The sequence below is a fragment of the Roseomonas populi genome, from assembly GCF_024594815.1.
GTDB lineage: Bacteria > Pseudomonadota > Alphaproteobacteria > Acetobacterales > Acetobacteraceae > Roseomonas > Roseomonas populi.
The window spans coordinates 35,927-42,115 of sequence record NZ_JANJOU010000041.1 but is presented as its reverse complement, the minus strand read 5'-3'; the positions used below and the strand labels follow the sequence as shown (position 1 = coordinate 42,115).

Genomic DNA, 6,189 nt, shown 5'->3' with positions numbered 1-6,189 from the left:
GTAATTTTCCCCCCCCCCGGACCCCTCACCATCATCTTCTTCTTCGAGTTGATCGTGCTTCTCTGACCGCGCGCCTCGGGTCGATGACCCGCGGCGACTGCAAGGGCAGGATCAAAGCCTGATCGTCAGGCGCCACGCCTCAAGTCAGTCCTGCGGCAGCCCGATGCAGGTCCAGGAGGCTCAGCCTCCTGGCGGGGGTCCAGGGGGCGGAGCCCCCTGGAGGCAGGGCCGCACCGGCATCAGGCCCGCTTTCCCCGCATGGGGTTGTGGCACGGAAACCCTCGCAATCCGGTGTGCGGCACGCTATCTCTCCGCCGCAACACGCCGAACCGCCGAAGAAAGGCCCCGCCGCCGATGCGCGCGGGGCCTTCCATATGGGTTGGATCTTCGGGCGGAGGCCGCCGGACCGCACGGAACGGCGAAACGGCGCGATGGGCCCGGGAATCCGGCCACGGGGATGGGCCCGCATCGCGCACAGAGGAACATCGCGCGGTGACGCAGAACATCCGTAACGTGGCGATTATCGCCCACGTCGACCACGGCAAGACCACGCTCGTCGATAATCTCCTGAAGCAGGCCGGCGCCTTCCGCGCCAACCAGCAGGTGGCCGAGCGCGCCATGGACCGCAACGACCTGGAGCGCGAGCGCGGCATCACCATCCTCGCCAAGTCCACCGCGGTGGACTGGAAGGGGACCAAGATCAACATCGTGGACACGCCAGGCCACGCCGACTTCGGCGGCGAGGTGGAGCGCATCCTGTCCATGGTGGATGGCGCCATCGTGCTCTGCGACGCGGCCGAGGGCCCGCTGCCGCAGACGAAGTTCGTGCTGACCAAGGCGCTGGCCCGCGGCCTGAAGCCGATCGTGGTCATCAACAAGGTGGACCGCCAGGACGCCCGCGCCGACGAGGTGCTGAACGAGGTGTTCGACCTCTTCGCCGCCCTGGGCGCGACGGACGAGCAGCTGGACTTCCATACTATGTTCGCCTCCGGCCGCCAGGGCTGGGCCGACATGTCGATGGACGGGCCCCGCAAGGACCTGTCCCCGATGTTCGACCTGATCCTCAGCCACGTGCCGGCGCCGCAGGTGGACGTGAACGCGCCCTTCGCCATGAACGCCTCCATCCTTGAGGCGGACAACTTCCTCGGCCGCATCCTGACGGGCCGCGTGGAGCAGGGCACCGCGAAGGTGAACATGCCCGTGCGCGTGCTGCGCCAGGACGGCACGGTGGTGGAGACGGGCCGGCTGACGAAGCTGATGACCTTCTCCGGCCTCGAGCGCGTGCCGGTGGACGAGGTGCAGGCGGGCGACATCATCGCCATCGCCGGCCTGTCCGACGCCACGATCCCCGACACCATCGCCTCCCCCGAGGTGACGGAGCCGCTGCCGGCCATCCCGGTCGATCCGCCGACCCTGACCATGACCTTCCGCATCAACGACGGCCCGCTGGGCGGCCGCGAGGGCAAGAAGGTCACGTCGCGCCAGATCCGCGATCGCCTGTTCAAGGAGATCGAGGGCAACGTCGCCATCAAGGTGAAGGTGTCCGAGGAAGTGGATGCCTTCGAGGTGGCGGGCCGCGGCGAGCTCCAGCTCGGCGTGCTGATCGAGACGATGCGGCGCGAGGGCTTCGAGCTGACCATCGGGCGCCCCCGCGTGCTGACGCAGGTGAACCCGGAGACCGGCGAGAAGGAGGAGCCCTACGAGGAGGTCCTCATCGACGTCGATGAGACCTACTCGGGCGTGGTCGTCGAGAAGATGGCGCTGCGCAAGGGCATGATGCAGGACATGCGGCCCTCCGGCGGCGGCAAGGTGCGCCTGACCTTCGAGATCCCGTCGCGCGGCCTGATCGGCTACCACGGCGAGTTCATGACGGACACGCGCGGCACCGGCATGATGAACCGCCTGTTCATCGGCTACCGCCCCTGGGCCGGCTCCATCGAGGGCCGCATCAAGGGCAGCCTCATCTCCAACTCGGACGGCGAGGCGGTGCAGTACTCCCTCTTCGCCCTGCAGGAGCGCGGCGCGCTCTTCGTAGATCCGGGCGTGAAGGTCTACGTGGGCATGATCCTCGGCGAGCACTCGCGCGAGAACGACCTGGACGTGAACCCGATCAAGGAGAAGAAGCTCACCAACATCCGCGCCGCCGGCAAGGATGAGGCGCTTCTGCTGGTTCCGCCCCGCCGCATGAGCCTGGAACAGGCGATCGCCTATATCGAGGAGGACGAGCTTGTGGAGGTGACGCCGACCGCGGTTCGCCTCCGCAAGCGCTACCTCGACCCGCACGAGCGCAAGAAGCACGCCCGCCGCTCGGAGAGCGAGGCGGCGTGAGCCGAAAAGGGCCGGGGGAGCGATCCCCCGGCCCTTTCTCTTTCCGGGCCCGCCCTGCGGGCCAGATGATGAACCATATGCTACAAGCGCGCATGGCCACGGGTTCCGACATCTCCAGGGAAGCGATCCTCGGCGCCGTCCGGCGCGGGCTGCGCCGCGGCGCGCTGCCGGCCGACCAGGCCGCGATGCTGGATGGCCGCCTGGCCACCCATCCCCGCCACCTCATCCCCGCCCGCGCCCGCCTCTCCGGCCCCGAGCGCATCGCGATGTTCGTGAAGAACGTGGAGAAGGAATTCGGCACCGTGGAGCGGGTGGAGGACGCCGCCTCCGTCCCCGCCGCCGTGGTGGATTACCTGGCCGCGCAGAACCTCGAGCCCCGCTTCGTCCTAGCCCCGCACCCCGCCCTTGCCGCGCTGCCCTGGGCGGACCGCCCCATGCTGGCCTTCGAGACGCGCCGCGCGGTGCCCACCGATGTCGTCTCCGTCCAGCACGCCTGGGCCGGGGTGGCGGAGACCGGCACCCTCGTCTTCCCCTCCGGCCCGGAGCGCCCGACCACCCTCAACATCCTGCCGGAGACGGAGATCGCGATCCTCCGCGCCTCCGACATCCTCGGCGCCTATGAGGAGGCCTGGGACCGTCTGCGGGCCGAGCGCGGCGGTGCCGAGCCTTCGGGTGGCTTCATGCCCCGCAACGTCATGCTCGTCACCGGTCCCTCCCGCTCCGCCGACATCGAGCAGACCCTGGAGCTGGGCGCCCACGGCCCCCGCCGCCTGCACGTCATCCTGATCGAGGATGATCCCGCCGCCCGCACCCTGCTCTCCGAGACTGCCGACCCCCGCCCGGCCGCCGCGCGCGAGCCGATCGCCCGCCCCGGCGAGATCGCCAACCCCGCCGACTGATGGCACCCACGAAGCGCCGGGGGCCCCGCCCCGTCTCGCAGGCCGAGCGGGCCCTGTGGCACGCCTACCTGGCCCTGCACGGCGTGGAGGCCCTGCCCGGCCGGGACGCCCCTCCGCCGCCCGCGCCCGAGCCCGCGGCAGCCCCCCAGCCGCCCGCCGCGGCACCGGCCCCGCCGCCCCGGCCCGCCGCCCCCGCCCGCGTGCCTTCCATCGCCGTGGGCCAGCCCGGCGCGGGGCTGGATGACCGCCGCTGGCGCGACCTCCGCCGCGGCAAGATCCGCCCGGAACGCACGCTCGACCTCCATGGCCGCCGCGCCGAGGAGGCGCACGGCGCCACCCTCTCCTTCATCCGGGACGCCCATGCGGATGGCGTGCGCTGCGTGGCGATCGTCACCGGCAAGGGCAGCGGGGAAGGGGGCATCCTTCGCCGCGAACTCCCCCACTGGCTCAACCTGCCCTCACTGCGGCCGCTGATCCTTGGCGCCGCGCACCCCCACCGGGCCAATACCGGGGCCGTTCACCTGCTGCTCCGGCGCCGGCGCTGAACGGCCGTGGAGAGGGCGCCGCCCTCTCCACACCTCTCCCGCCGGGGCGGCAACGGCCACCCGGACCCCGCGATGGGGCTGCCGCGGGCATGGTTTGCGGCGGTGTGCCGTGTGGAGGGCTTGATTCAGCCCTTGCAATCGCCTCGGGTCATCGACCTGAGGCGCACCATCAGCGAAACCGGACCAACTGGTAGAAGAGGATGATGGCCTGTCCCGGGGAGAGGAAGAATTCTTTCTTCCTCTCCCCGGGACAGGCCATCAGCGCAGAATGAGAGAACCTACCGCTGCGCCCGCCGCTGCGCCGCGATCGCGGAGGGCGGCGTGCCAACGCGCGTCGCCTGGTCGTCCCGCGCGCCGGTGATGTTGCTGGCGCAGGTCCCGTTCTCGACCATGAGGCGGTAGCCGGAGGCGGTGGGCCCGCAGGCGCGGATCAGGTCGTCGCGGTGCGGTCCGCGGGCGTCGAACACGTCGCGCACGAACTTGTCCACTTCCGTATTCGCCTGCGCCTTGTCCGCCGGCGCCTTCGGGGAGGCGGCGATGCAGGCGCGCCAGGCCGCCACCGCGTCGTCGCAGGTCGCGTCGCCGGTGGAGGTCGGCGTGACGCCGTTGGCGATGGCGCGAGAGCGCAACTGGGCCTGCGCCGCGGCCTCGGTGAAGGGAGCGGCCGTGGCGGCGAGGAGGACCGGAAGGGCGAGGAGCGCGAGGCGCATGGGCGTGGTCCCGATCGAGCGGCCCGGCGGGGGGGGGGGGGGGCGGGGGGGGGGGGGGGGGGGGGGGGGGGGGGCCCGGAGGGATCCGGCCCGCATCCGGCGGCCGGGCCTGGAGAGCGCATCATGTCTAACCCGGGCTGCGGTCCCATGTCACGCGACGGGGCGCCGGTTTTGCGCCGCGCCGGCGCGCGCGGCCGCGCAGGCGCCACCTGCTTCTGGCGCGGCCTGCCCGGGGCGTGCATAGACGCGGCATGGCAACGCCCTCCCCCTGGCCCGCGCCCCCGACCGAGGCCGCCGCCGCGCCGCCGCCCGCAGCCCCGGGCGGGCTGGAGGCGGACCTGCTGCTGGACCGCCGCCGCCTGAAGCGCAGCCGCGGCCTCTGGCGCCTTCTCGCGATCCTGGCGGTCCTCGGCAGCCTGGCTGCCGGCGCGGTGGCGCTGAACGGGGAAGGGGCCTCGCTCGCCGCTCCTTTCGGCGGCCCTCATATCCTCCGCCTCACCGTGTCCGGCACCATCACGGACGACCGCCGGCTGGTGGAGGCCATCGACCGCGCCGCGAAGTCCGATTCGGTGCGCGGCATGATCCTGGCGGTGGACAGCCCAGGCGGCACCGTGGCGGGGGGCGAGGCCCTGCACGCCGCCCTGGCCCGATTCCGTGCGGCGAAGCCGCTGGTGGCCACCTTCGGCGGCACCGCCGCCTCGGCCGGCTACATGATCGCCATGCCCGCCGAGCGCATCTTCGCGCGGGAAGGCAGCGTGACCGGCTCCATCGGCGTCCTGCTGCAATCCTTCGACGCGCAGGACGCGATGCGCAGCCTCGGCCTGCGCGCGGAGGCGATCACCTCCGGCCCGCTGAAGGACCAGCCCAGCCCCTTCCGTCCTCTCACCGAGGAGGGCCGCGCCGCGCTGCGCGCCGTTGTGCAGGACCTCTACGACCAGTTCGTCCGCCGCGTGACCGAGGGCCGCCACATGCCGGAGGACCGCGTGCGCGCCGTGGCCGACGGCCGCATCATGACCGGCCGCCAGGCTCTGTCCGCCGGGCTGGTCGATGCCATCGGCGGGGAGAAGGAGGCCCGCGCCCACCTTGCCTCCGCGCACAACCTCTCCGAGGACCTGCCCGTGCGCGACCTCCGTGCGCGAGACCTGCGGGAGCGCACCTTCGGCGCCGCCATCGGCACCGCGCTGGGCGAGACCCTGGCAGCCGCCTTGCCACCGATCGTGAAAACCGTGGTTTCAGAAGGGCTTGGCGGCGTTCTGAACGTTGACGGCACGGGGACGCTTTGGCAGCCTCCTCGTTGATTCAGCCCGGACGGCCCCTCGGTGACACCACTGGCATGACGAAGTCGGAACTCATCACGGCCCTGGCGGCGGCCAACCCCCACCTGCGCCAGCCCGATGTGGAGCTGATCGTGGCCACGATCTTCGAGGAGATCACCGCCGCCCTCTCCCGCGGGGACCGGGTGGAGCTGCGCGGCTTCGGTGCCTTCTCCGCCAAGAAGCGCGATGCCCGCACCGGCCGCAACCCCCGCACCGGCGAGTCCGTTGCGGTGTCCGGCAAGGCCGTCCCCTACTTCAAGCCCGGCAAGGAATTGCGCGAGAGGGTCAATGGCGGCCCGCTCCAGAGCCCGCGCCAAGCCGCCGCCTCGAAGGCCTCTCCGGCCAAGGCCCCACCCGCCAAGGCCACGGAAGGCTGACACCACAGGAGTTC

General features: G+C 72.0%; 6 protein-coding genes. 5 read left to right on the top strand and 1 reads right to left on the bottom strand.

Features of this window, described 5'->3' with window-relative positions:
* Window positions 1–492: 492 nt before the first annotated feature.
* The 3 genes from typA (at window position 493) to NRP21_RS27385 (ending at window position 3,772) form a co-directional block, all read left to right on the top strand.
* The gene (gene typA / locus NRP21_RS27395) at window positions 493–2,328 is read left to right on the top strand and encodes a translational GTPase TypA (protein WP_257719427.1); all 1,836 of its coding nucleotides are present in this window, start codon (window positions 493–495) and stop codon (window positions 2,326–2,328) included.
* A 77-nt stretch (window positions 2,329–2,405) separates the two neighbouring features.
* Window positions 2,406–3,227, top strand: coding sequence for a LutC/YkgG family protein (locus NRP21_RS27390; protein WP_257719426.1), 822 nt, complete (start codon window positions 2,406–2,408; stop codon window positions 3,225–3,227).
* Window positions 3,227–3,772: a Smr/MutS family protein gene (locus NRP21_RS27385; RefSeq protein WP_257719425.1), complete on the top strand. Its 546-nt coding sequence runs from the start codon at window positions 3,227–3,229 to the stop codon at window positions 3,770–3,772. Before NRP21_RS27390 ends, NRP21_RS27385 begins: the two co-directional genes overlap by 1 nt.
* A 278-nt stretch (window positions 3,773–4,050) precedes the next feature.
* Here the strand turns inward: NRP21_RS27385 and NRP21_RS27380 are convergent, their stop codons facing one another.
* Entirely contained in the window at window positions 4,051–4,482 is a 432-nt protein-coding gene (locus NRP21_RS27380; protein WP_257719424.1) for a hypothetical protein, read from the bottom strand.
* A gap of 251 nt (window positions 4,483–4,733) precedes the next feature.
* On the opposite strand from NRP21_RS27380, the gene sppA reads away from it, so the two are divergent.
* Complete coding sequence (sppA, locus tag NRP21_RS27375) at window positions 4,734–5,780, top strand: signal peptide peptidase SppA (protein WP_257719423.1); 1,047 nt, start codon at window positions 4,734–4,736, stop codon at window positions 5,778–5,780.
* Window positions 5,781–5,815: 35 nt separating this feature from the next.
* Complete coding sequence (gene ihfB / locus NRP21_RS27370) at window positions 5,816–6,175, top strand: integration host factor subunit beta (RefSeq protein ID WP_257719422.1); 360 nt, start codon at window positions 5,816–5,818, stop codon at window positions 6,173–6,175.
* The last annotated feature ends 14 nt before the right edge of the window (window positions 6,176–6,189 follow it).

What these genes read in the sequence shown, in the direction of transcription:
- NRP21_RS27390 (WP_257719426.1), top strand. Translation starts at nt 2,406, where the DNA reads ATGCTACAAGCGCGCATGGCCACGGGTTCCGACATCTCCAGGGAAGCG.
- sppA (WP_257719423.1), top strand. Translation starts at nt 4,734, where the DNA reads ATGGCAACGCCCTCCCCCTGGCCCGCGCCCCCGACCGAGGCCGCCGCC.
- NRP21_RS27385 (WP_257719425.1), top strand. Translation starts at nt 3,227, where the DNA reads ATGGCACCCACGAAGCGCCGGGGGCCCCGCCCCGTCTCGCAGGCCGAG.
- ihfB (WP_257719422.1), top strand. Translation starts at nt 5,816, where the DNA reads ATGACGAAGTCGGAACTCATCACGGCCCTGGCGGCGGCCAACCCCCAC.
- NRP21_RS27380 (WP_257719424.1), bottom strand. Translation starts at nt 4,482, where the DNA reads ATGCGCCTCGCGCTCCTCGCCCTTCCGGTCCTCCTCGCCGCCACGGCC.